The sequence below is a fragment of the Streptomyces sp. NBC_01335 genome, from assembly GCF_035953295.1.
Lineage (GTDB): Bacteria > Actinomycetota > Actinomycetes > Streptomycetales > Streptomycetaceae > Streptomyces.
Genome location: NZ_CP108370.1, coordinates 7,847,025 through 7,870,457 on the forward strand (window position 1 = coordinate 7,847,025; position 23,433 = coordinate 7,870,457).

Sequence of the window (23,433 nt, forward strand, 5' to 3'; positions counted from 1 at the left end):
GCCCTGGGATCTGGACGGACCGCCGTTCCGCGCCGCATCTCCCGGATCCCCGATGTCGCATTCTTGTCATGACTCCATCCGCACCCTTGCGCCGGGCCCGGTACCGGTCGCTAGGTTCTCTCTGCACGTCGAAAACGTCGAACACGTCGGACACGTCAATGCCCGGCGAACACGTCAACGTGCGGACCGGGGGGTGGGGGCGCCATGGGCTACACGATCCCGGGCTGGCTCGACGAGGTCCTGGACTTCATCGGAATCAAGTTCCCGAACGTCGACGAGGACGACTACCGCGAAATGGCCACGGCCATGCGGGACTTCGCCGACAAGTTCGAGGGTCACAGCGGTGACGCCCACCGGGCCGTCTCCCGCATCCTGCTCTCCTCCCAGGGCTGGGCCGTCGACGCGATGGAGCAGCACTGGAAGAAGGTGCAGGTCAGCCATCTGGACAAACTTCCCGAACTGGCGCGGCTGCTCGCGGACGCCTGCGACATCCTCGCGGACATCATCTTCGCGCTGAAGACCAAAGCCGAGGTCGAACTGGGCGTGATGGCAGCCTCGGTGGGAGTGTCCGCCGGGCTTGCCGTGTTCACCGGCGGGCTGTCGGCCCTGATCGGCGCCGGCGAGGTCGCAGCCATGCGGCAGCTGGTGAAGAGGCTCATCGACGAAGCGGTGGACCGGATCGTCGACGAGGTCCTCGCGAAGGTGACCGAGCCGATCAACGCCAAACTGGAGGCGATGGTCGCGGACATGGTCCTCGACCTCGCCGAAGGAGCCTTCTCCGTGCCCCCGGCGGACAGTGCGACGACCGGGGCCGGCAAGGCCGGTCACGACGGCCTGCAACTGGCGTCGGCCGGCGGCGGCAGCACGGCGTACGCCTCGGTGACGTACATCGACCACGTCGAGTTCGTGGACGGCGCTGACAAGGTCTCCGCGCACGGAAGCGAGTTGAAGCAGAGCTCGGCCGCGCATCTGTCCAGGGCGCGGAGCGCGTTCGGGCGGAGCAAGGGCCGCGATCCGTTCACCCAGGTCTTCGACGGCGTTCTGCACGGTGCGCTCAAGGGATCGGAGAACGCCCTCGGGAAGATCGCCAAGCACGTCACCGAGACGGTCCCCAACAGCGTCAAGGCCACGTCCAAGACGCTCAAGGGAACGGACCACGACGTCAAGGACATCCTCGACAAGATCGACGGCAAGAAGGGCGGCTCCGGTGACACGCCGACGTACCTGCTGGACTCCGACGGCACCGTACGACGGCTCCTGCCGGACGGGACCGCGCACCCGCTGAGCCCGGACGACACCTCCGGCGTCCACTCCGTGCTCAACGGCGGCCAGGCGTGGCACCCCTGGCACTCCACCGACACGAAGGGGTACGGAGTGAAGGACGGCGGAGAGGACGCTCCGCGTGTCACCTCCGAGAAGATTCCGCCCGGCTCCAACGAGCTCGCCCGCGCCACCCAGATCGCCCGCTACTACAACGCCCACGAGCGCCCCGAGGTCTACAAGCGCGGCGGTGCCAACTACGCCTCGCTTCTCTTCGACGACGACAAGGACCGGCGGTTCATCCTGGTCGGCACCAGCGATCCCGTGCATTCCGAGCGCATACTCGGATATCCGATTCTCCATTCGGAGGAACAGGCGCACGTCGGCTCGTTGTACACGGAGCGCGAGCCCTGCCAGGAAACGAACATGTACTGCGACCAGTGGCTGGCGCAGCATTTCGACGAGAACATGGACGTCACCCACAGTGCGAAGTACGACCAGGACGAGAAACGCACCGACAGCGACGACGAACTGAGCAAGTACAGACAGGACCGCGAGCACCGGGCGTACGTCAAGTGGCTGCACCAGCAGTGGGAGGCGAACGGTGTGGACGGCGGAGTGACCGGCACTATGATCGACCTCGCCCAGAACCAGAACAAGTTCATTCCCTGACAGCCCTCCCTGCGGGCCTGGGGTTTCATGATCCGTGGGCGCCGGCCTTCGGCGGGACGGCCGGAGAACGACGAGAGAGTAACGAGGGTCCGATGCTGTTCGCGCTTTCCCGAGAAGAGCTGGTCGCGTCCCTGGGCGAGGAAGCCGTCTTCGTGGCGCCGTCCGGTTCCCTGGGGTCCGCGGCCGAGAGCTCTCCGGCGGGCCGGCTCCTGACCTCGGTCGGCATCCCGACGGGAGTGTTCCAGCCCCAGAAGCGCAACGAGTCGGGCCGGTTTCCGCTCGTGGACGAACGCATCGAGCTTGCCGAGTACGAGGCCCCGTCCGGATGCGGAACGTGGGTGATCTTCGGCTGGATTCCGCAGACCCACCTGGCTCTTGACCCGGGGACCGGAAAGATCCACGGATTCTCCGAGAACGGCGGTCCGGTAGAGGAACTGCACGCGGACATGTCCTCGCTCTCCTATCTCGCTTTCGCACTGCACCGGCTCCTGAAGGAATTCGAATGGAGCGACGACGAGGAAGACGAGGAGAGCGACTTCGAGCGGCTCGCGCTGTCCCTGGCGCACATCCGCGCGACGGTGTCCGAACGCGATCCGCTGCCCTTCGCCGGCCGGAGTGTCTGGCCCGCCGTGATGGACGACATGGAAGCGGGCATGTGGTCCTGAACGGGCCTCATGACCGATTCCCACCCGTCACCCGTCACCCGCCGACCCTCGACCGTGTCGGGAGACCCGGGCCGTTCCGCCGGCCGTGCGAGTCCCGGCTCGGCCGGGTGCGAAGGAACTCCTGTTGCGTAGGGCTGGGAGAAAACTCCTGTGCGTCGGCTCGCACACTTCTGCGATCATCCCCGAATGGCGCACAGTCTCGAATCGCTGGTCATCCGACACACGCACCGTCTCTCCTCTCCCAAGGGCTCCGTCGGCGAAGGAGCCGCTGCCGCGCGACAGTTCGACGCGGCTCTGGCATCAGTGGGCTTCAAGCTCTCGGCGGAACTGCTCGAGCGGCTGTCGGGGCTGTCCGAGGCGGCGGTCGTGCACACCGCGAGGCGGACGCTGCACACCGTGAGCGAGATGGTGGGCGACCACGTCCGGCACAACGCGTACTTCATCGACTTTCCGGCGAACGTGCCCGCCACGGAAGAGTTCTGGATGCGGTGCGTGGCGCAGGCGCTCGGCGACGACACCTCGCGCCGAGACGTGCTGACGCGGTTCGCGCAGGGAACGCTGGACCTGCTCAGCCTGCCCAAGTACGGCCGGTACCAGCACACTTACGAGGAGATGCTCGCGGCGCAGGACGCGCTGATCGCCTCCGCGGGTGACCGGGTGACCGTCCTGCATCTCGGGCGGGACCTGGACGACGAAGTCACCGACCTGTACCTGGCCATGGCGGGCAGCAGGACTCCGCTGGGCGAGGACGGCCTGCGCGATCTCAAGGCCCTCGCCGAGCGGTGCGCGCAGGGCCCCCAGCCGGAGTCGATCCCGGTACGGGAGAACCGCGCGGTCGTCAACGAGGCCCGCCTCGGCGTCGGCGCGGACCTCCTCCTCGACACCGTCACCGATGTACTGCGGCTGGCCTGCGCTCTGTCGGGCGGTGACGTGACGCTCAAGGAACCTACCCGGTTCCGGGCGCTGTCGCGGCCGGTCCGCCGTGCGCTGCTCGCGGGCCTCGACGCCGTGGTCTCGGCGAGTCCCGCGAAGCTCGCCGATGTGCACGCGCACCGCGAACCCTTCAAGCGGCTCGGCGAGCGACTCCACCCGCACGAGTACCCGCGGTGGCCGCATGCCGCCGATGTCTTCGCCGTCGCTCGGGGCGAGAAGGAGGCGCGGTCCTTCGAGGGCCGTGTCGGGAAGCTGCTGGACGAGTTCGACGTCCTCGGCGCGGTGCGACTGCTGAGGTCCGCTCCCGGCAAGCTGTTCCGCGCCCTGGACCTCCTGCTGCGCATCGCCGCGGACCAGGAGGAACGGGACGCGGTGGTGGCCGCCGCGGTGCAGGTCGCTCCCGGCGTCTCCGGCCGGGTCGTGCTCTCGGTGCGCGAGCATCTCCAGAACCGGGAGCGGGAGACCGACGAACCCCGCATCTTCGTCAACCGGCGGGGCCGGGCCTGGGTGACCCCCGACTTCCGGCCGCCGGTTCCACGTGCCGACCTCGACCGTCTGATCTCCGCCCTCGACGCCGAGATGCGCCGGCGGCTCCCCGCCCCGGGCCGGCTGCTGATCGACCCCGAGGTCCTGGACGTGGCGCTCCCGCTCAGCGGCAGGGCGACCGCGTCCGGGCTCGGGGTACTGCCGCGAGGGTCGGTCTCGGCCGTCGACGGCGAACAACTGCGCTTCTTCGTGTACTGGAAGGAGACCGGGAAACGGACCGACTACGACCTTTCCGCGCTGCTTCTCCACGCCGACTACAGCACCGACTCCTGGCTCTCCTACACGTCCCTCAAGGCAGTCGGGGGCGAGCATTCGGGCGATGTCACCGAGGCACCCGACGGAGCCTCGGAGTTCATCAACCTGTCCCTGGACCGGGTGCGCAGCTCGTTCATCGTTCCGCAGGTCAACATCTTCGCGGGCGAGGGCTTCGACGAGGTCGAGGAGTCGTTCTTCGGGTTCATGCTGCGCGACGGTGAGCAGAAGGGCCGGCCGTTCGAGCCGCGCACGGTACGGATGAAGTCGGAGCTGCGCGGAGTGGGCCGGGTGGCGCTGCCGCTCGTATTCCGTCGGGGGGACGACGGCCGGTGGCGCGCGAAGTGGCTGCACCTGTATCTGAAGGGCATCTCGTCGGCCAACCGGGTCGAGGAGAACCAGGTATCGGTGTCGAAGGTGGTGCGCGCCCTCGTGGAGCGCGAGCAGCTGACGGTGGGGTACCTGATCGACTTGTTGTCCGGCGGCACCACGGCCGTGGACCTGTGGGACGGCGAGCCGGTCCCGGACGGCCCCGTGATGTACATCGGCCTCGGTCGCCCCGAAGGACTGCACCCGGATTCCCAGGTCATCACGCTCGAAAACCTGCGCGACGTGATCCCGGGCTGAGTGCTAGCGTGAGCCGTGGCGAGGCCATGAAGGGGCTTCCTTCTCTCTTCCTTTCCTGAAACAAGTTCCTTCGCTTTCCTCGCCCTCGAATGTCGCTCCGGGCGGCGCCCGCGGTCACCACGCGGGCGCCGCCCGAGCGGTTTCCGGCCAAGGAGCCACCGGCGGTACACCCGCGCCGATCACCTGCTCGCAGGGCTGATCGTAGACCACGGCCCCGAACGCGGTTCTGTGGACGGCTGGTTGGCCCGTGACCACCCCGGGCAGCCTCCGCGCACACGAAGTCGCCCCGGTGGAGCAGGTGTTCGTGTGGCATCCATTCATCTCCCGGGCCTACGAGTGTACTTCGCGTCGCTCGCGCGTGTCCGGCTGCGGTCCACCGAGGTGTGGTGCCGCTCCCGCACGGCAGCGGCGGCCGGCGGCCGGCGCACGCTTTCTGAGGGATGCGCCGGTTTGCCTCCCCCTTCGCTGCTTACGGCTGTGTATCGACGCGAGAAAAACCCCGACGCCTCTTGTACGACCCCGTTGTGAGCGCTAACAATCGAGCTCTGCCGGGACTGCTGAACCTCGGCCGCCAAGCCGGGACGACGCCGTCCAGCGGCGCGAGCACGCTTGCTGTCGCCGAGGCCGTTCCGGACCGAGCTGCCTCGACGACGGGATTGCCAGGTAACGCCCATGACGAAACTCCGATCCGCATACGCCCTGCTGGCCGTGACCACCGGTTGTGCCCTGCTCCTGACCGCCTGCGGGCAGAGCAGCGAGGGGGGCAGCGAGGAGTCGAAGGACAAGAAGGACCTGACCATCGGCATCGCCATGCCCACCAAGTCCTCCGAGAGGTGGATCGCCGATGGCAAGAACATGACCACGAGTCTGAAGAAGGCCGGCTTCGCCACGACGCTGCAGTACGGCGAGGACGACCCCGACCAGCAGGTCGCCCAGATCGAGAACATGATCACCCAGGGCGTCGACGCCCTCGTCGTGGCCGCCATCAACGGCGAGGCGCTCTCCAACGTCCTGCAGCAGGCGGCCGACGCCGACATTCCGGTGATCTCCTACGACCGGCTCATCCTGGGCTCCGACCACGTCGACTACTACGCCTCCTTCGACAACGAGAAGGTCGGCGAGCTCCAGGCCACGTACATCGTGGACAAGCTGGGCCTGAAGGACGGCGCGAAGAAGGGCCCGTTCAACATCGAGCTGTTCGCCGGGTCCAACGACGACAACAACACCAAGTACTTCTTCAACGGCGCCATGAAGGTGCTCAAGCCCTACTTCGACAAGAAGCAGTTGGTCGTCCGTTCCAAGCAGACGCAGCTCAACCAGGTCACCACGCTGCGCTGGGACGGTGGGACGGCGCAGAAGCGCATGGACGACCTGCTGACCTCCGCCTACTCCTCCGCCCGGGTGGACGCCGTGCTCTCCCCGTACGACGGCATCTCCATCGGCATCCTGTCCGCCCTGAAGTCCGACGACTACGGAAGCACCGCCAAGCCGCTGCCGATCGTCACCGGCCAGGACGCGGAGGTCGCCTCCGTGAAGTCGATCATCGCGGGCGAGCAGACCCAGACCGTCTACAAGGACACCCGGGCCCTCGCCAAGGTCGCCGCGGACATGGTCTCCGCCGTCCTCGACGGCAAGAAGCCCGAGACCAACGACGACACCACGTACGACAACGGCAAGAAGATCGTGCCGGCCTACCTGCTCGACCCGATCAGCGTCGACAAGTCGAACTACCAGAAGGTCCTGGTCGACTCCGGCTACATCGACGCCAAGGAGCTGGGGTGACCCCCGCCGCTGCCCACTCCTCCGAGGCACCCGCCCCGACTCCGCCCCCGGCCGGCCCCGTCCTGGAGATGCGGTCCATCGTCAAGACCTTCCCCGGGGTCAGGGCGCTGTCGGAGGTGACCCTCTCCGTGGCGCACGGCGAGGTGCACGCCCTGTGCGGCGAGAACGGAGCCGGCAAGTCGACGCTCATGAAGGTGCTGTCGGGCGTCCACCCGCACGGCACCTACGAGGGTGAGATCGTCTTCGACGGCGAGCCGTGCCGCTTCAAGGACATCCGGGCCAGCGAACGGCGCGGCATCGTCATCATCCACCAGGAACTCGCTCTGGTTCCCTACCTGTCGATCGCCGAGAACATCTTCCTCGGCAACGAGCCGTCACGGCGGGGCATCATCGACTGGCGTGAGGCGCTGCGCCGTGCTTCCGCACTGCTCAAGCGCGTCGGGCTCGACGAGCACCCCGAGACCCGCGTCGCCGACATCGGGGTGGGCAAGCAGCAGCTCGTGGAGATCGCGAAGGCTCTGGCCAAGGACGTACGACTGCTGATCCTCGACGAACCCACCGCCGCACTCAACGACGAGGACAGTGCCGCACTGCTGCGGCTGATGGGGGAGTTGAAGGGGCAGGGCATCACCTCGATCATCATCTCGCACAAGCTGAACGAGATCGCCAGGATCGCCGACTCCGTCACCATCCTGCGCGACGGGCGCTCCATCGAGACCCTGGACGTCAAGGACCCGGCCACCACCGAGGAACGCATCATCCGCGGCATGGTGGGACGGGACCTCGACAGCCGTTTCCCCGACCGCACGCCCTACGACGGCGCGGCCGACACCGAACCGGCCCTGGAGATCCGCGGCTGGACCGTGCGCCACCCCCTCGACCGCAGCCGCAAGGTGGTCGACGGGGTCTCCCTCGCGGTCCGCCGCGGGGAGATCGTCGGCATCGCCGGGCTCATGGGCGCGGGCCGGACCGAGCTGGCGATGAGCGTGTTCGGCCGCTCCTACGGCCACTACGAGCACGGCTTGGTCCTCAGGGACGGCCGCGAGGTACGGACGCGGACGGTTCCCGAGGCGGTCGCGGGCGGCATCGCGTACGTCACCGAGGACCGCAAGCACTACGGCCTCGACCTCGGGGACACCGTCAGCCGGAACATCTCGCTCGCCTCCCTCGGTTCCCTCGCCCGGCGCGGCGTCGTGGACGCCCACGAGGAGCGCAAGGTCGCCGAGCGCTACCGGCGGACCATGAACATCAAGGCCCCGAACGTCCTCGAACCGGTCGGGCGGCTCTCCGGCGGCAACCAGCAGAAGGTCGTGCTCAGCAAGTGGATCCTCGCCGGGCCGGACGTACTGATCCTCGACGAACCCACCCGCGGGGTCGACGTCGGAGCCAAGTTCGAGATCTACACCGTGATCAACCGGCTCGCCGCCGAGGGCAAGGCGATCCTCTTCATCTCCTCCGAGCTGCCCGAACTGCTCGGCATGTGCGACCGCATCTACACCATGGCCGCCGGGCGGCTGACCGGCGAGGTGTCCCGGGAGGACGCCACCCAGGAGGTGCTGATGCGGCACATGACCAGGGACACCCCCGCACCACCGGCAGTCACCGCAGGTGCCACCCCCAGCGAAGGACACCAGGCATGAGCACCGACGTCACCACGAACACGACCACGCAGGCGCCACCGGGCGGCGGCAACGGGTCCACCACGGGATCGATGGGCCGGGTCCTCCTGGACGGCGTACGGCGCAACATGCGCCAGTACGGGATGCTCTTCGCCCTCGGCCTGATCGTGCTCCTGTTCGAGATCTGGACGGGCGGCGACCTCCTGCTGCCGCGCAACGTCTCCAACCTGGTGCTGCAGAACAGCTACATCCTCATCCTGGCCATCGGCATGATGATCGTCATCATCGCCGGGCACATCGACCTGTCGGTGGGCTCCCTGATGGCCCTGGTGGGCGGCATCGGGGCCGTGCTCATGGTCGAGCACCACGTCTCCTGGCCCGTCGCCGTGCTGCTCACCCTGCTGCTGGGAGCCGCCGCCGGTGCGCTCCAGGGCTTCTTCATCGCGTACGTCGGCATTCCCTCGTTCATCGTGACCCTCGCGGGCATGCTGCTGTTCCGCGGGCTCACGGAGATCTTCCTCAAGGGACAGACGCTCGGCCCGTTCCCCGACGGGCTGCAGAAGGTCGCCAACGGGTTCCTGCCCGAGGTCGGCCCGGAGACCAACTACCACAACATCACGCTGCTGTTGGGGCTGGGGCTGGCCGCGTACGTGGTGCTCCAGGAGGTACGCGACCGCCGGCGCCAGCGCGAGTTCACCCTGGACACGCTCCCCACGGGCCTGTTCGTACTGAAGACGACGGCGCTGGTCGCCGCGGTCCTGGTCACGACCCTGCTGCTCGCCAGCTACAAGGGCGCGCCCGTGGTGCTGCTGATCCTGGCCGTGCTGCTGGTCGGCTTCGGCTACGTCATGCGCAACGCCGTGATCGGACGCCATGTGTACGCGATCGGCGGGAACCTGCCCGCCGCGAAGCTGTCCGGGGTCAGGGACAAGAAGGTGACGTTCGCGGTCTTCCTCAACATGGGGATGCTCGCGGCGCTCGCCGGCCTCGTCTTCGCGGCGCGCTTCAACGCGGCCTCGCCGAAGGCGGGCGTCAACTTCGAACTGGAGGCCATCGCCGCCGCGTTCATCGGCGGCGCGTCGATGAGCGGTGGCGTGGGCACCGTACTGGGAGCCATCATCGGCGGCCTGGTCCTCGGCGTGCTGAACAACGGCATGAACCTGGTCGGGGTGGGAACCGACTGGCAGCAGGTCATCAAGGGCCTCGTGCTGCTGGCGGCGGTCGGCTTCGACGTGTGGAACAAGCGGAGGGCGGGAGCCTGATCCCGCCGCGACACGGCTGTGCCCGCCGGCTGGTTCGCCGGCGGGCACAGCCATGTCGTCCACCTTCCGACGCGTCGGTCGTTCCCGGCCGTGATCCGTCGGGCACCGGACCCGGAGAGCCCGGTGCCCGTACGCGTCAGGCGGGGTGACTCACTCTCCGTTCGAGATGGATTTCGGTGAAGACGGCGACCTTGGCGCGCAGGGCCCACGGATCGAAGGGCTTGCTGATGTAGTCGACCGCGCCGGCCGCGTACCCACGTGCGGTGTGCTCGGGGTCAATGCCCATCGCCGTGAGGAAGATGATCGGCACGTCTCTGTTCCGCGGCCGGCGCTTGATGTGGGCGGCGGTCTCGTAGCCGTCCATCTCGGGCATCTGGACGTCCATGATGATGACGGCGAAGTCGTCGTGGTGGAGCAGTGCCTTGAGCGCCTCCCGGCCCGAGGACACGGTGACGAGCTCCTGGTCCAGCGTCTCCAGTACCGCTGTCATCGCCATCAGGTTGCGGGCTGGTCGTCCACCACCAGGACCTTCGGCAGGGGTTCGGGCTGGGCCTTGGCCAGAGCCGCCTCCATCGGTCTGCCCCGCCGGTGCGGGGTGTACATCCCACTCCAACTCGCGTCGGGCGGGTGACGAACAGAATGGAGTGTCGCCGAACTGTTGCGTTGCCTGATCAAGGTGAAGGGCAACGGGACGGGCCGTTGCGCGGCGGGTTGATTCCGGAGCAGGGGCGGTACGCGCAGCTCAGGGCGGAAGTCCTCACCGGTGTTGCCAGTTGTGAGCCGCGCGACGTTGGCGCCCGACTGCCGCGCGTCCGGCGGTAGCCTTCTCCGTGCTCGCGGCCGGGTGCTGTCCGGCGGCCTCACGCGTGGCTGAGGATCACCACGAGCGCGGCGAGCTCGGCCAGCAGCTGGAGGGCGAACGCCACCCGGCGTACCCGTACGGCCGGAACGGTCAGTGTGAGGAGGAGCGCCACCGCGCCGAGACCCGCACTCCACCGGAACAGCCAGCCGGGCAATCCGGGGTCGCACTGCTCGCCGTAGGTCACGCACCGGGAGGCCCGATCCGAGGCCAGGGTCAGGATGCCGGTCGCCACGGCCGCCGGCAGGAACAACAGGGCGGCCAGAGCGGCCCTCGGCCGGGTGCGGTCCGTCGGCGGGGGCTCCAGGAGGCCGGAGGAGAAGGAAGCGGATTTCTTCATACCAGCATCACACGCGGGTGATTGGCGCCGCGCAGCCGCCGGGCTACTCAGATCCGGCCGGTTCACGTACTCAGGGATCGTGGCCGCTCGCAACGCTTCGTCGAGGTTGAGAGGGTCCGGCGCCCGAGCCGCTCCGGAGGTCAACCGGCCGACTGCGGAACGACATTGGCGAGGAGCCCCTCCGTCATCACCATTGCCGACGGCAACGCGCCTCGCTATGTTAATCGAAAATCACATCTGTGTGACGCGGTCCACCGCGCGTGGATCCCTCGACTTGCAAGTCTGCGAAGGCGACTCGAAGCCATCTGACCCATCAGGGAAGCAGGTAAGTCAATGGAGAATCTCAGCAGGCGAAAAATGCTGTCGCTCGGCGTGGCCCTCGGTCTCGTGGGCGTGGCCAACCCCGCGCAGGCGTGGGCGGCGACCGGCTCGGCGACCGGACCCGCAGCGGCGACCGGAACCGCGGCGGGGACCGGACCGGCGTGGATCTGGGACGACCTGGCGGATCCGCTGATGGCCTCCATGGTCGACAACGGCCATGTGCCGGCGATCAACACCGCATGGGCGTCGTGGGTGAACAACGGTGACGCGCTGCCCACCGGCGTGCCGGCCGAGTTCACCTCGTACCTGCAGCAGGTCAACCGGCTGCCCTCCTGGGCCGACCCCGTCAAGCTGGCCCGCGCCGCCGACTTCAACCGGCGCAGGGACACGTACCTCTTCATGCTGTACGGACTCGGCGGCGGGATCATGAGCACGGTGATCCCGCGCGAGGCCAAGAGCGTCTACTGGTCCGCCGGCGGTGCCAACATGCAGGACCGGGCGGCCAAGACGTTCACCTTCGGCTACGACCTCTCCCAGCTGGGGGCCTTCCAGCCGACGGGACAGTTCGTCGTCACCGCCAACAAGACGCGCGTGGTGCACGCGGCGGTACGCCACCTGCTGCCGCAGTCACCGCACTGGCGGGCGGTCGCCGACGAGTCCGTCCCGATCAGCGCCGCGGACATCCTGGTGACCTTCCACAGCCTCGGTACCTACGTGCACCGGAAGTTGCTGGAGTGGAAGGTCCCGTTCCCTGCCGCGGACCAGGAGGCCTTCCTGCACTCGTGGCAGGTCGCCGTCCACCTGCTCGGTGTGCCCGACGAGTACATTCCGCAGACCTGGGCGGCCGCCGAGGCGCAGTCGGCCCAGGTGCTCACCCCGATCCTCACCCCGTCGACCGAAGGCATCGCCCTGGCCGAGGAGTTGCTCGGTCTGACCGCACAGATCGACCTCGGCGTCACGCGCGGGTTCCTGAACGAGTTCGTGCGCTACGTCCTGAGCGACCAGGTCGGCGACTGGCTGGGACTGAAGCGCGACTACGTGTCGGCGGCCCTGGTCCGCACCGCGTGGCCGGCGTACATCCTGTTCCGTGAGGGGCTGTCGCCCGTCATGCCCGGCAGCTTCTACGTGTTCGACCAGTTCGTACGCGCCCTGGCCATGCTCTTCCTCAACAAGGGCACCTCCGGCAACACCACGCCCATCACGATCCCCACCGGGAACAGGCCGGGCTGAGCCGCCGGCCGCACCACGCTGCCGGGGCCGCCGCGAGACCGGCCCCGGCAGCGCGCACAGGCCCAGTGCGGCCCCGGCGCGCCCACAGGCCCGGCCGGCTCGCAGGCCCGGCTGGTTCATGGGCCCGGCTGGTTCACAGGCCCAGGGCGCTCACGACCAGGGCGGTCACGGCCTCGCGGTGGCCGGGAGTGTCCTGCCAGCGGAACCGCCGTCCGGCCTCCACCGCCACACCGAATCCCGCGTGCACCAGCACCCGTGCCTGGCGCGGGTCCAACTCCGGCCGGACCAGCCGCAACTGCTGCTCCCAGACGGCGATGTGCTCCCGCTGGGCGAGGACCAGGGGCCGCCGAAGGCCCGTCGGCAGCCCGGCGACTTCGGCCTCGGCGACGCTGTTGAGCTCGGTGTACTCGAAGCTGTAGGCCACGTACGTCGCCGCCAGCGCCACGATGCCGTCGTACGGGCCGGCCACCTCGCGCAGACTCCGCTCCACGCCCTGGGCCAGCAGCCCCGCCGCCTGGAGGCAGGCCGCCGCCAGGATGTCGATCTTGCCGGGGTAGTGGCGGTAGAGCGCCGACGGGGTCAGCCCCACCGCCTCCGCGATCTGCCCGTTCGTGACGCTGACGAACCCGTCCCGGGCGAACAGCGGAATGGCGGCCGCGAGGATCTGCGCGCGCCGGGTGCGCGGCACCGGCTGGGCGGGCAGCTCCACCACGAGGTGGGCACCCTGTGGCCCCGCCGCCGGATCGCTCGCCGCGACCCGCAGGGCCGACGCCAACAGCAGTTGCTCGGCCCGGCGTTGGGCGATGGAGGTGTGATGCATCGTGATGGACCCGATCGCACCGAGAGCCGCCATGGCCCGCAGCCGCTCGTCGGGCCGCGGGTGCTCGCGCTGCACCGCCTCGTCCACCCGCTCGGCGAGGCGGTCGAACCTCGCCCCGAGACGCCGGCGGTCCTCGCGGCTGAGGTAGCGGGCCTCCCACCGGTACACGCCGCCCGACGCGCGATGGGCGACGGTGATCCGGGTGGCGGCTGCGAACACATCCGCCAACGCCGCCCCGGGCGGCACCGCGTCGAGTGCGGTGACGAGCCCGTCCACCATGACGTCGGCACACTCCGCGAACAGCGCGTACTTGTTCGGGAAGTGCCGGTACAGGGCGGCCGCGGTGATGCCCACACCGGCGGCGACCTCCTCCATGGACGCCGCGTGGTAGCCGCGCTCGCTGAAGACCCGCCCGGCCGCCTCGACGATGAGTTGCCTGCGGTTGCGGGGCCGGGTGGCCCCGGTCGGATCGGTGGTCGCGGCCGAACGGGCGGACGGGGAGGCGGAAGCCATGCGGAGCAGTCAATCACACGCCGTCAGCGGGCCGGACCCCCCGAGGCGGTGTCCGCAGGAGGTGACTTCCGGATCACTTCCCGCGCTGGTCCACGTTCCGCCGGCGGCATTCGGCACGGGCCGTCAGACGAAGGTGAGGACGGGCTTGACCACGCTGCCGTCCCGCATGGCGGCCACCGCCGCCTCGATCTCCTCGAACGGGAACGTGGTGACCAGCCGGTCGATCGGGAAGAGACCCCGCCGGTACAGGCCGATCAGCTCGGGGACGAAACGTCCGGGGTCGGAATCGCCCTCGATCACCCCGTGGACGCGGACGCCCTTGGCGCGCAGGCCCATCACGTCGAACGTCACCTCGCCGCCGAGGCCGAGGAGGGCGAGTTCACCGCGCGGGCGCAGTGCGCCGACGGCCCGGCGGGCCATCTCCGGACGGCCGGTGGTCTCCACGACGTACTGAGCCCCGCCGCCGGTGAGTTCGCGCAACGCCGCCACCAGGCCGTCCCCGGGCGCCAGCGCCGCCGTCGCGCCGAGCTCCACCGCCAGGGCCCGCCGGGAGGCGACCGGGTCGACGGCCACCACCGGATCGCAGCCCACGGCCACCGCCGCCATCAGCGCGCTCAGGCCGACCCCGCCCGCGCCCAGGACGACCAGCGAGGAGCCCGGTCCGGGACGCAGCCGGTTGAGCACGGTGCCGGCGCCCGTCTGGCCGCCGCACCCCAGAGGCGCGGCGACCTCGTCCGGCAGGCCGGCGGGAACCCTGACCATGCCGCGCTCGTGGACGACGGCGTACGTCGCGAAGCTGGACTGGCCGAAGAAGCCCGCCCGGAGCGGTGCGCCGTCGAGGGAGAGCGGCGTTGTGCCGTCCTCGCGCCCGCCGGAGAAGTTCAGCGTCTGCGCGGCGTGGCAGTACGCCGGGTGGCCCGCCGCGCACTCCCCGCAGGCCCCGCAGCTGGCGAAGGTGAGGCAGACTCGGTCGCCCGGCGCGACGCCGCTGACCTCCGCGCCGACCGCCTCGACCAGCCCGGTGCCCTCGTGGCCGAAGACCATCGGGGTGAGCCGCCGGGGCCAGGTGTCCCGCATCCCCAGGTCGGTGTGGCACACGCCCACCGCGGTCATCCGCACCAGCCCCTCACGCGGCCCGGGGTCACCGAGCTCCGCGTCCCGGACGGTGAACGGTGCGCCCGGAGCCGCCACGACCGCGGCCCGGACGCGCCTCACGATCCCTCGGCGGTACGCGCGGAGCCGGCGTCGAGCGGGGCCTCGGCGTCGACCGGAGTGTCCGCGTCGAGCCGGACCTCGGGGGCGCGCTCCAGGAAGAAGTAGTAGAAGGGGCCCTCGGCCGGGACGCCCTTGGCGTTCATGATCCCCATCAGGGTGGTGTCGTCCACCCGCTTGAAGTGGTCGAAGACCGGCCGGCCGTCGTAGACCATGGTGGCCGTCGCCTCCCCCCGGAACTCGACGGTCCACAGACTGGCCTCGCCCTGGCCGAGTTCGAGGTTGGAGTACAGCGCGCCCGCCACGTTCCGGCAGACCAGCGGCTTCGCGTCGTGCGCGGAGACGAACGACTTGCCGTACCAGTCGGCCTTGGCCAGCATGCCGTCGAGGGGGTGGCCGGTGCGGAACTCGCCGCCCTTCCAGCCGCCGAGGATCTCCTCGGGGCGGACCGTGTCCAACGCCGCCCATACGGCGTCGAGTTCGATCGGTTCGACCAGGCCGTCCCGCTCCCGGAGTTCCTGGAAACGGGCGCGGGCTCCGTGCGCGTTCATGCGGGTGTCCTCTCGTCGGTACCGGGCCATGTGGGTGTGGCCACGGAGGTATAGCCATCAGGTGTGGCCATGGAGGTGCAGCCATGGCGCGGGCGGGTGCCACCGGATCATCTGGAAGAGCGCGGAGCGGGACCACCGGCGGAGGGGAGCCGGAGGGGAGTGCGCCGGAGGAACGGAGGCGCGGGGTCGCCGGTGACGGCCGCGGGGTGGCCCAGGGTGCCGAGGCAGAGCAGTACGTGGCGCTCGGCGACCTCCTCCGCGGTGAGCGGGCCGTCCTCGCGGAACCAGTTGGCGACCCCCTGGCACATGACGAGGACCGAACGCACCGCGTCGGCCGGGAACGGGGTGGTGAACACGCCCTTCGCCCGGCCCGCCTCGACCGTGTCCAGCAACATGTGCTCCAGGTAGTCGCGCAGGGCCACGTAGCGTGCCCTGTTCTCCGGCTCCAGGCTGCGTATCTCGGTGTCCAGGAAGGCCAGCCGCTGGCGGTGGGCCATGTAGAGCACGATCGACTCCACCATGCCGCAGATGCGCGCCAGTGGATCGTCCCCGGCCTCCCCGGCGGCGGCCCGGCAGCGGTCCAGGACGTCCCTGATGGACGCCTCGAGGAGCGTGGCCAGCAGGGCCTGCTTGTTCGCGTAGTGGTAGTAGAGCGCGGGCACGGTGACGCCGACCCGGCCGGCGATGTCCCGGACCGAAGTCCCGTGGTATCCGTGCTCGTTGAAGGCTTCCATGGCGTGTCGCAGGATCGGGGGCAGTTCGAGCGGCCCGTAGGAGCGCCAGTGCTCCACCGGTGGCGTGGTGTCCTGGCTCGACTCGGTGTTCAACGGCTCTCCTCACGTCGGGTGGCGATCGGCGACATCGTAGGGCCGTGGCGTCGAAACGGCTCCTCTCCGGTGCTTAGCGGTCGATCAGGGAAACCCGGCGATCGTTGTCCGGCCTGCTCTCACTTCCCCGGTAGGGATCGGCAAAAACTTGTGCCGCGTGAGGAGTTGACCGACCGGCGTCACCCTTCTACGTTTTAGCGAACGCTCAGTAAGGTCCCGGCCGGGCGGCGAAGAGAACGCCGTTCCCGCCGAGAAAGGAACCCATGAGCCCCCACTCCTCGGACCCGCCCAGCCGTTCCGCGACCGGCCCGCTGGACGGTGTGCGCGTGGTCGAACTGGCGGGGATCGGTCCCGGTCCGTTCGCCGCGATGCTCCTCGCCGACCTCGGCGCCGACGTGGTGCGCGTGGACCGCCCCGGCCCCTCGCCGCTCGGCGGCGATCCCGCCCACGACGTGACCAACCGCAACAAGCGCTCCGTCCTGATCGACCTCAAATCGCCCGAAGGTCCGGAGGCGGTACGGGCGTTGGCGGCACGCGCCGAAATCCTCGTGGAGGGGTACCGGCCCGGTGTCGCGGAGCGGCTCGGGGTCGGCCCCGAGGAGTGCATGGCCGCCAACCCCGCGCTGGTCTACGGCAGGATGACCGGCTGGGGCCAGCGAGGGCCCCTCGCGCCGAGGGCCGGACACGACATCGGCTACATCGCCACCGCCGGCACCCTGTCCATGATCGGCGCACCGGACGGACCGCCGGTCCTCCCCGCCAACCTGCTCGGCGACTACGCGGGCGGCTCGCTCTATCTGGTCACCGGTGTCCTCGCCGCGCTGCTCACCGCCCGAGCCACCGGCCGTGGCCAGGTGGTGGACGCCGCGATCGTGGACGGGGCCGCACACCTCACCACCCTGTTCTGGGGGATGCTCGCCGAAGGCACCTGGCAGGACGCGCGGGGCCGTAACCTGCTCGACGGCAGCTGCCCCTTCTACGGCGTGTACGAGACCGCCGACGGCGGCTGGATGGCGGTCGGCGCGCTGGAACCGCAGTTCTACGCGGTGTTCGTCGCCCTGCTGGGCCTGGACGGCACGGCCCTCCCGGACCGTGCCGATCCGCACAACTGGCCTGCTCTGCGGGCCGAGTTCACCGCCCGGTTCGTGACCGCCACCCGCGAGGAGTGGTCGGCCGTGTTCGAAGGCACCGACGCCTGCGTCGCACCGGTCCTCTCGCTGCGCGAGGCGGCCCGCCACCCGCACCTCGCCGGACGGGGCACCTACACAGAGGCGTACGGCACCACCCAGCCCGCTCCCGCCCCCCGCTTCTCCGACACCCCCGGCACCCTCCGGCTCCCGCCGGCCGTCCCCGGCGCGCACACCCCGGACGTGGCCCGCGACTGGTGCGTGCCCGAACTGCTGAAGGGCCACCGCTGATGGAACTCTCCTCGCCCCTGGCGTGCGCGGGCGATCCGCGCGCCGCCGCCGACAGCGCCGCCTCCCTGGAGTCGGCGGGCCTCGACGCCGTCCGGGTGGCGGAAGCGTACGGCTTCGACTCCCCGACGATCATGGGATACCTCGCCGCGAAGACCGAGTGGATGCGGATCGGCTCGGCCATCCTCAACGTCTACTCGCGCACCCCCGCACTGATCGCCCAGACCGCGGCCGGACTCGACGCCGCCAGCGGGGGGCGCGCCCTCCTCGGCGTCGGCGCCTCCGGCCCCCAGGTGGTCGAGGGCTGGCACGGCCGCCGCTACGGCCGCCCGCTGGGCCGCACCCGCGAGGTGATCGAACTGTCCCGGCGGATCTGGCGGCGCGAGGTGATCGAACACCGGGGCATCACCGAGCTGCCCCTGTCACCCGAGAAGGGCGGCACCCTCGGCAAGCCGCTGAAGCTGCTGAACCACCCGGTGCGCGACACCATCCCGGTCTACCTCGCGGCGCTCGGCCCCGCCAGCGTCAAGATGGCCGCCGAGCTCGCCGACGGCTGGCTGCCGTTCCTCTGCGTCCCCGAGCGCGCCGCCGAGGTCTGGGGCCGGTCGCTGGCCGAAGGCGCCGCCGCGCGCGACCCCGCTCTCGGTCGTGGCGGGCGGCCTGCTGCCTCGCCGGCCGCGAGAAGGACGCGGAGGCCGCCGTACCGGCGCGGCTGCTGGAGCAGCTCTGCCTGGCCGGCCCCGAGGGGCACGTACGCGACCGGGTCGAGGCCTTCCGCGAGGCGGGCGTGACCATGCTCGACGTCACCCCCGTCGGCCCCGATCCCGCCCGGCTGATCGAGCACGTGAGGAGTTGGCTGTGACACTCGAACGCGACCTGTACGGACCCGACCACGAGGCGTTCCGCGAGACGGTGCGGACCTTCCTCGCCAAGGAGTCGGCGCCGCACCACGAACGCTGGGAGAAGGCCGGCGTCGTGGACCGCGAGGTATGGCGATCGGCGGGCCGCCAGGGCCTGCTGGGCATGGCCGTCCCCGAGGAGTACGGCGGCGGCGGGACCGACGACTTCCGCTACAGCGCCGTCCTCATCGAGGAGCTGGCCCGCGCAGGTGCCTCCGGACCGGCGCTGAGCCTCCACAACGACATCGTCGGGCCGTACCTGACGCGGCTCGCCGACGTGGAGCAGAGGCGCCGCTGGCTGCCCGGGTTCGTCTCCGGCGACCTCGTCACCGCCATCGCCATGACGGAACCCGGCGCCGGTTCCGACCTCCAGGGCATCCGCACCACCGCCACCGACCAGGGCGACCACTACCTGCTCAACGGAGCGAAGACCTTCATCTCCAACGGCATCCTCGCCGACCTCGTGATCGTCGTCGCCCGCACCACCCCGGAGGGCGGAAGCGGCGGTCAGAGCCTGCTCGTCGTGGAGCGCGGGGCGCCCGGCTTCGAACGCGGACGCAACCTCGACAAGATCGGCCAGAAGGCCCAGGACACCGCCGAGTTGGTCTTCACCGACGTGCGTGTCCCCAAGGAGAACCTGCTGGGGGAGGAGAACCGGGCCTTCGCCCACATCATGGACAACCTCGCCCAGGAGCGGCTGGCCATCGCGGTCGGCGCCGCCGCCGGGGCCGAGCAGGTCCTGGAGACGACCACGCGGTACGTCAAGGAGCGCGAAGCGTTCGGCAGGCCGCTGGCGAGGCTCCAGCACATCCGCTTCGAGATCGCCGAGATGGCCACCGAGGCGGCGGTCACCCGCACCTTCCTGGACCGCTGCGTCCTGGACCACAGCCAGGGCCGGCTCGACGCGGTGCACGCCTCGATGGCCAAGTGGTGGGCCACCGAGCTGCAGAAGCGGATCGTCGACCGCTGCCTTCAACTCCACGGAGGTTACGGCTACATGAGCGAGTTCCCGGTGGCCCGGGCGTTCCTCGACAGCCGCGTCCAGACCATCTACGGCGGCACCACCGAGATCATGAAGGAGATCATCGGCCGCTCGCTGCTCGGCTGAGCACCGGCCGTCCCCCGGGCCATGCCCGCCCCTCCCGCCTCGCGACGCACCGGCCACCGCCTGCCGATCCGACGCGAACGGCCGGACACGGCCCAGCCCGTGCCGCGTACCGGACCACCCCCAGACCCGACACGGAAGGCACCAAGGTGACCACCGAAGCGTACGTGTACGACGCCATCCGCACCCCGCGCGGTCGCGGCAAGGCCAACGGGGCCCTGCACGGCACCAAGCCGATCGACCTGGTCGTCGGCCTGATCCACGAGACCCTCCGCCGCTTCCCCGGGCTCGACCCGGCGGCGATCGACGACATCGTGCTCGGCGTGGTCAGCCCGGTCGGCGACCAGGGCGCCGACATCGCCCGTACCGCGGCCCTCCTCGCCGGCCTGCCGGAGACGGTGGCCGGCGTGCAGGAGAACCGCTTCTGCGCGTCCGGTCTGGAAGCCGTCAACATGGCTGCCATGAAGGTCCGTTCGGGGTGGGAGGACCTGGTGCTCGCGGGCGGCGTGGAGTCCATGTCGCGCGTCCCGATGGGCAGTGACGGCGGAGCCTGGGCGCTGGACCCGCGTACCAGCCACGACACCGGTTTCGTCCCGCAGGGCATCGGCGCCGACCTGATCGCCACCCTGGAGGGCTTCACCCGGCACGACGTGGACTCCTACGCGGCGCTGTCCCAGGAGCGGGCCGCCGCAGCGTGGAAGGACGGGCGCTTCGACCGCTCGGTCGTCCCCGTGCGGGACCGCAACGGGCTGCCCGTCCTCGACCGGGACGAGCACCTCCGGCCGGGCACCACCGCCGATTCGCTCGCCGCCCTCAAGCCCTCGTTCGCCACCGTCGGTGACCTCGGCGGCTTCGACGCGGTGGCGCTGCAGAAGTACCACCGGGTGGAGCGGATCGACCACGTCCACCACGCCGGAAACTCCTCCGGCATCGTCGACGGCGCCGCCCTGGTCGCCGTCGGCGGCAAGGAGGCGGGCGAGCGCCACGGCCTGACCCCCCGCGCCCGGATCGTCTCCGCGGCGGTGTCCGGAGCCGAGCCCACCATCATGCTGACCGGCCCCGCCCCCGCCTCCCGCAAGGCGCTCGCCAAGGCCGGACTGACCATCGAGGACATCGACCTGGTCGAGATCAACGAGGCGTTCGCCGCCGTCGTCCTGCGCTACGTCAAGGACATGGGGCTGAGCCTGGACAAGGTCAACGTCAACGGCGGAGCCATCGCCCTCGGCCACCCCCTCGGCGCCACCGGCGCGATGATCCTCGGCACCCTCGTGGACGAACTGGAGCGCCGCGACCTTCGGTACGGGCTGGCCACCCTGTGCGTCGGTGGAGGCATGGGCATCGCCACCGTCGTCGAACGCCTCTGATCCGCCCGTTCCCCTGCCGCTCCCGCCTACGGAGAAGACACCCATGACCGAGAGCACGACCATCCGCTGGGAAGAGTCCGACGACCACGTCGTCACCCTCGTCCTGGACGACCCCGACCAGTCCGCCAACACCATGAACGCCGCGTTCATCGACTCGCTGGACGCCGTCGCGGCGCGGCTCTCAGCCGCCCGCGACACCCTGCGCGGCGTCATCGTGACCTCCGCCAAGAAGAGCTTCTTCGCCGGCGGCGACCTGCACGACCTGATGTCCGTCACCCCGGAGACCGCCGGCGCCTCCTTCGAGGCCGGGATGCGCGTCAAGCGCTCCCTGCGGATCCTGGAGACCCTGGGCAAGCCGGTCGTCGCCGCGATCAACGGCGCGGCTCTGGGCGGCGGTTACGAGATCGCCCTCGCCTGCCACCACCGCGTGGTGCTGGACGTGCCCGGCGCCCGCGTCGGGCTCCCCGAAGTCACTCTGGGCCTGCTGCCGGGCGGCGGCGGAGTGACCCGCACGGTACGGATGTTCGGGGTGGCCGACGCGCTGCGGAAGGTCCTCCTGGAGGGCGCGCAGTACGGACCGGTGCGCGCCCTGGAGGCCGGACTGGTCGACGAGATCGCCGCCGACGCCAGCGAACTCCTTAGCAGCGCACGGGCGTTCATCGACAACCACCCCGTGTCCGCGCAGCCCTGGGACGCCCCCGGATACCGCATCCCCGGCGGCACCCCCGCGGAGCCCGCCTTCGCCGCCCAACTCCCCGCCTTCACCGCGATGCTGAAGAGCAGGACGAACGGCGCCCCCAGCCCGGCACCGCGCAACATCCTCGCCGCGTCCGTGGAGAGCTCCCAGACCGACGTGGACACCTCCTTCGTGGTGGAAGCCCGGTACCTGACCGAACTGGTCACCGGTCAGATCACCAAGAACATGATCCAGGCGTTCTTCTTCGACCTGCAGGCGGTCAACCACGGCGCCGGCCGCCCGAAGGCCGTCGAGCCGCGCGAGGTGACCAGGGTCGCCGTACTCGGCGCGGGCATGATGGGCGCCGGCATCGCCTACTCCTGCGCCGCGGCCGGCATCGACGTCGTCCTCAAGGACGTCTCGGCCCAGGCGGCGGCGAAGGGGAAGAGCTACTCCGAGAAGCTCTGCGCCAAGGCCGTCGCGCGCTCCACGTCCACGCCGCACGAGGCGGAGGCCCTGCTGGCCCGCATCACCCCGACCGCCGACGCCCAGGACCTGGCCGGCTGCGACGTGGTGATCGAAGCCGTCTTCGAGGACACCGGCCTCAAGCACAAGGTGTTCCAGGAGGTCCAGGACGTCGTCGCCCCCGACGCGCTGCTCTGCTCCAACACCTCCACCCTGCCCATCACCGCCCTCGCCGAGGGAGTGGAGCGGTCCGACGACTTCATCGGCCTGCACTTCTTCTCGCCGGTCGACAGGATGCCCCTGGTGGAGATCATCAAGGGCGGGAAGACGGGGGACGAGGCCCTCGCGCGCGCCTTCGACCTGGTGCGCCGGATCAGGAAGACCCCGATCGTCGTCAACGACTCGCGCGGATTCTTCACCTCCCGGGTCATCGGCCACTTCATCGACGAGGGCGTCGCGATGGTCGGCGAGGGCATCGACCCGGCCTCCGTCGAGCAGGCCGCGGCCCAGGCCGGCTACCCCGCCAAGGTCCTCAACCTGATGGACGAACTCACCCTCACCCTCCCGCGCAGGATCCGCGAGGAGACCCGCCGGGCGATCGAGGCTTCGGGCCGCAGCTGGGAGCCGCACCCGGCGGACACGGTGGTGGACCGCATGATCGACGAGTTCGGCCGCCCCGGCCGGTCCGGCGGCGCGGGCTTCTACGACTACGCGGACGGCAGGCGCACCGGGCTCTGGCCCGGGTTGCGCGAGCACTTCACCGATCCCGCGAAGCAGCCCGCCGACCTGACCGGGATGAAGGAGCGGTTGCTCTTCGTCGAGGCGCTGGACGCGGTGCGCTGCCTGGAGGAGGGTGTGCTGGTCTCGGTCGCGGACGCCAACATCGGTTCCCTGCTCGGCATCGGCTTCCCGCCGTGGACCGGCGGCGTGCTCCAGTACGTCAACGGCTACGAGGGCGGCCTGCCCGGCTTCGTGGCCCGGGCACGCGAGCTGGCGGAGCAGCACGGTGAACGCTTCGCCCCGCCCGAGCTGCTGCTGCGCAAGGCCGAACTGGGCGAGACCTTCACCGACTCCTGACCGTCCCGGGGACGGCGGCGCGCCCACCCCGACCGGAACGCACGAGGGGGATTCCCGCGCCCGCCCACCCTGCCCGGAGCGTCCGGCGGGGATTCCCACGCCCCGCCCACCCCGGACTCTCCCCCCTCTTCCTTCCGACCC

Annotated in this window: 16 protein-coding genes and 2 pseudogenes; 12 read left to right on the forward strand and 6 right to left on the reverse strand. The window is 70.3% G+C overall.

Features of this window, described 5'->3' with window-relative positions:
- Positions 1-204 precede the first annotated feature (204 nt).
- From OG599_RS33085 to mmsB, 6 genes are all read left to right on the forward strand, one after another.
- Complete coding sequence (locus tag OG599_RS33085) at positions 205-1,932, forward strand: nucleic acid/nucleotide deaminase domain-containing protein (protein WP_327179651.1); 1,728 nt, start codon at positions 205-207, stop codon at positions 1,930-1,932.
- A 92-nt stretch (positions 1,933-2,024) separates the two neighbouring features.
- The gene (locus tag OG599_RS33090; protein ID WP_327179652.1) at positions 2,025-2,597 is read left to right on the forward strand and encodes an SUKH-4 family immunity protein; all 573 of its coding nucleotides are present in this window, start codon (positions 2,025-2,027) and stop codon (positions 2,595-2,597) included.
- Positions 2,598-2,783: 186 nt separating this feature from the next.
- The gene (locus tag OG599_RS33095; RefSeq protein ID WP_327179653.1) at positions 2,784-4,955 is read left to right on the forward strand and encodes a TerD family protein; all 2,172 of its coding nucleotides are present in this window, start codon (positions 2,784-2,786) and stop codon (positions 4,953-4,955) included.
- A 672-nt stretch (positions 4,956-5,627) separates the two neighbouring features.
- On the forward strand, positions 5,628-6,737 hold the full coding sequence (gene chvE / locus OG599_RS33100) for a multiple monosaccharide ABC transporter substrate-binding protein (protein ID WP_327179654.1): 1,110 nt from the start codon (positions 5,628-5,630) through the stop codon (positions 6,735-6,737).
- Positions 6,738-6,805: 68 nt separating this feature from the next.
- Positions 6,806-8,377, forward strand: a complete 1,572-nt coding sequence (gene mmsA / locus OG599_RS33105) for a multiple monosaccharide ABC transporter ATP-binding protein (RefSeq protein ID WP_327180275.1) — start codon at positions 6,806-6,808, stop codon at positions 8,375-8,377.
- Entirely contained in the window at positions 8,374-9,618 is a 1,245-nt protein-coding gene (mmsB, locus tag OG599_RS33110) for a multiple monosaccharide ABC transporter permease (RefSeq protein ID WP_327179655.1), read from the forward strand. Before mmsA ends, mmsB begins: the two co-directional genes overlap by 4 nt.
- Before the next feature lie 136 nt (positions 9,619-9,754).
- Here mmsB and OG599_RS33115 read toward each other — a convergent pair.
- Together OG599_RS33115 and OG599_RS33120 are read right to left on the reverse strand one after the other, a co-directional pair.
- Positions 9,755-10,158 (reverse strand): annotated as a pseudogene (locus tag OG599_RS33115) (response regulator); the annotation flags it as partial.
- A gap of 320 nt (positions 10,159-10,478) precedes the next feature.
- Complete coding sequence (locus tag OG599_RS33120; protein ID WP_327179656.1) at positions 10,479-10,817, reverse strand: hypothetical protein; 339 nt, start codon at positions 10,815-10,817, stop codon at positions 10,479-10,481.
- 333 nt (positions 10,818-11,150) lie between these two features.
- Between OG599_RS33120 and OG599_RS33125 the strand changes: the two genes are divergently transcribed.
- The gene (locus tag OG599_RS33125; RefSeq protein WP_327179657.1) at positions 11,151-12,368 is read left to right on the forward strand and encodes an oxygenase MpaB family protein; all 1,218 of its coding nucleotides are present in this window, start codon (positions 11,151-11,153) and stop codon (positions 12,366-12,368) included.
- Between the two features lie 133 nt (positions 12,369-12,501).
- Here the strand turns inward: OG599_RS33125 and OG599_RS33130 are convergent, their stop codons facing one another.
- The 4 genes from OG599_RS33130 to OG599_RS33145 form a co-directional block, all read right to left on the reverse strand.
- A complete protein-coding gene (locus tag OG599_RS33130; protein WP_327179658.1) occupies positions 12,502-13,701 on the reverse strand; it encodes a TetR/AcrR family transcriptional regulator in 1,200 nt (399 codons plus the stop codon).
- 123 nt (positions 13,702-13,824) lie between these two features.
- Positions 13,825-14,916, reverse strand: a complete 1,092-nt coding sequence (locus tag OG599_RS33135) for an NAD(P)-dependent alcohol dehydrogenase (RefSeq protein ID WP_327179659.1) — start codon at positions 14,914-14,916, stop codon at positions 13,825-13,827.
- A complete protein-coding gene (locus OG599_RS33140; protein ID WP_327179660.1) occupies positions 14,913-15,464 on the reverse strand; it encodes a DUF4334 domain-containing protein in 552 nt (183 codons plus the stop codon). The genes OG599_RS33135 and OG599_RS33140 overlap by 4 nt, the downstream gene beginning before the upstream one ends.
- 107 nt (positions 15,465-15,571) lie before the next feature.
- A complete protein-coding gene (locus OG599_RS33145) occupies positions 15,572-16,291 on the reverse strand; it encodes a TetR/AcrR family transcriptional regulator (protein ID WP_327179661.1) in 720 nt (239 codons plus the stop codon).
- Between the two features lie 263 nt (positions 16,292-16,554).
- Between OG599_RS33145 and OG599_RS33150 the strand changes: the two genes are divergently transcribed.
- From OG599_RS33150 to OG599_RS33170, 5 genes and pseudogenes are all read left to right on the forward strand, one after another.
- Complete coding sequence (locus tag OG599_RS33150; protein ID WP_327179662.1) at positions 16,555-17,709, forward strand: CaiB/BaiF CoA transferase family protein; 1,155 nt, start codon at positions 16,555-16,557, stop codon at positions 17,707-17,709.
- Positions 17,709-18,568: pseudogene (locus tag OG599_RS33155) on the forward strand (LLM class flavin-dependent oxidoreductase). The gene OG599_RS33150 and the pseudogene OG599_RS33155 overlap by 1 nt, the downstream one beginning before the upstream one ends.
- On the forward strand, positions 18,565-19,713 hold the full coding sequence (locus OG599_RS33160; RefSeq protein WP_327179663.1) for an acyl-CoA dehydrogenase family protein: 1,149 nt from the start codon (positions 18,565-18,567) through the stop codon (positions 19,711-19,713). The pseudogene OG599_RS33155 and the gene OG599_RS33160 overlap by 4 nt, the downstream one beginning before the upstream one ends.
- Before the next feature lie 146 nt (positions 19,714-19,859).
- Positions 19,860-21,074: an acetyl-CoA C-acetyltransferase gene (locus tag OG599_RS33165; RefSeq protein ID WP_327179664.1), complete on the forward strand. Its 1,215-nt coding sequence runs from the start codon at positions 19,860-19,862 to the stop codon at positions 21,072-21,074.
- Between the two features lie 43 nt (positions 21,075-21,117).
- A complete protein-coding gene (locus tag OG599_RS33170) occupies positions 21,118-23,292 on the forward strand; it encodes a 3-hydroxyacyl-CoA dehydrogenase NAD-binding domain-containing protein (RefSeq protein ID WP_327179665.1) in 2,175 nt (724 codons plus the stop codon).
- The last annotated feature ends 141 nt before the right edge of the window (positions 23,293-23,433 follow it).